Source organism: Bartonella sp. AP21QHHD (genome assembly GCF_042196205.1).
Taxonomy (GTDB): domain Bacteria; phylum Pseudomonadota; class Alphaproteobacteria; order Rhizobiales; family Rhizobiaceae; genus Bartonella.
Genome location: NZ_JBHIPT010000126.1, coordinates 1 through 2,048, shown reverse-complemented (window position 1 = coordinate 2,048; position 2,048 = coordinate 1). Strand labels below are relative to the sequence as shown.

Here is a 2,048-nt window from a genome sequence, read left to right as displayed (position 1 = left end):
TTCAACAAGCGTGACCATCCGACGACCGTTTTCAACATCAATGCTCCCTTCATCACTGTAATAATCAAGATCATTATGGTGAACACCTTCATGAGAGCTCCCATCCCTTGCCCAATCTGCACTCAGCTCTGTCCAATGAGATTTGGGAAACATCTGCTTAGCTACTTCTAACGGCTTGCGGTCTACATACCACAAACGTTGTGCATCGGTTAAATTCGGTTGCACTGCCGCACTATCCCAGACCATTTTTAAAGGATCTAAACGCGTAATGACCGGTTCACCATCGAGGCTGTTCTCATAATCAAGGCGGGTATCAGTCCACCCCATTCCACAAATGACAGCATCTTGGAAAGCATCACTATCTGCATATTCAGCATGTGCCATGTCGCGAAACCATTCTGCTGCTCCTGTAAGCAATTCACTTGGCAATGCCTTCCCTATTTGACGAGGAATGAATTGCACTTCTCGCTTATTGTTGCGTTCTGAACCCACAACAGCATTCACAAGCGGAGCAATACGATTAAAAGTCATAACGGGGCGGCGTTGCTTTTTTAACGCCGATAAATCTTCTTCATTCCATTGATCACCATTGTAAAAACCAAAATCCTCCCGCGCATGTTCACGCCATTTGTTCACATGCTCCACATCTTCTTTGTACCAGCTCACAAGCTTACGAAACAAACCTTCATGAGAGAGATCAGATACATTGCTGTCTTTCTCTAAACGTTCATCATCATGCATCATTCTGCCATCCATGAGGTACTCTCATATTCCGTTCTGCCGCTATAAGCTGGTCGCTTTTGTATTTCTTTTGGTGGTTTGTATGAAATACACATCAGTCCAAAGGCATCTGCCCCATGACTGGACCAATCATGCTCTGCTCCTAAGCCAATATTACGCTTCTCATCCCATTTCTCGTGATACCAGTTCAGTGCCTTACGTCCTGCTACTGTCGTCTTCTCATTAAACCAAACAGAAGGCAAAACACGGCGGACTGTTTCTATACGTATCTTAACAGCCCCTGCTCCCTGATTAGGGATAACTTTTGTTTGAAAGCCTGCCTGTTTAAGAGCGCTCTCAAAACTCACATTGTGTACACGGTCTCTTGTTGCACCATCATGGGGGAGAACCATCAATGCCTTCTCATAGCCATTCTGACGTAACCAGCCTATGTGCTCGGATAATGGCTGTCCCTGTGCTTCGTAATAATTAAGCACTCTAATTTCTCGCCCCACAAACTGTGCTATCCATATCGCCGTGGCATCTGCCTTGGCGCCTGTCCCCCCAATATCCCAAAAGGCGCGTATCTGCATTAAAGGATCACGAGCAACACGCCCTATCCGCCCCTCTTGCTCGGCTGCCAACATTTCCTTTTGATAATAAGCGCCTTGAACCGCTGTAAGATAAGCCCCTTCCCAGATATGCTTATAGGTCTCTGGGCGGTTTCTCAGATCATCAAGCCGCGCTTCATTCAAGATCTTGGGAAACTTCGGATTGTCTGACCAGTTAATCTCCACACGCTTGATTGCCTCATTGTCTGAAAAGCGAAACCGCTTCTCAACGGGGGCATTCTCTCGCAACGGGTTCCATGTCACCCATAACTCTGCTCGCCACCCCTCGCCTTCTTCTCGCAACGTTGGAATAAGCGTCTGCCAAGCCGTCTCTGTTACCGGCTCTGCCTCATCAACCCAACAAAGCAAAATGCGCCCCATCGATTTAATGCTCGCAATATTACGGTCAAGACCAGAAAACTGAAAGGCTACGCGACCATCTATCGACTTAATCGACGATTCCCCAACCTTGTAATAGTCCTTTAAAAAGTCGTGCGCTTCAATGGCGCGCTTAATCTCCTCCAATGAACTTTCTGCCAAAGAATTCTGAAACTGACGTGCACAAAGAATGGTCCCCGATATCCCCTGCATACCAAATTGATAGCCTTTTAAAGCAGCCATCAATGCAAATGATCTTGTCTTTCCAGACCCTCGTCCACCCCACGCCGCTCGTACCAAAGCATCCCCATCAAAAATAGGGATAAGTTTTGGTACAAT

2 protein-coding genes are annotated in these 2,048 nt (G+C 46.8%); both read right to left on the bottom strand.

From position 1 onward, the window contains the following. A partial coding sequence (locus ACFIMC_RS10080) for a portal protein (protein ID WP_375630787.1) occupies positions 1 to 756 on the bottom strand: 756 nt, incomplete at its 3' end. Further along, a partial coding sequence (locus tag ACFIMC_RS10075) for a PBSX family phage terminase large subunit (RefSeq protein ID WP_375680841.1) occupies positions 741 to 2,048 on the bottom strand: 1,308 nt, incomplete at its 5' end. The genes ACFIMC_RS10075 and ACFIMC_RS10080, both read right to left, overlap by 16 nt.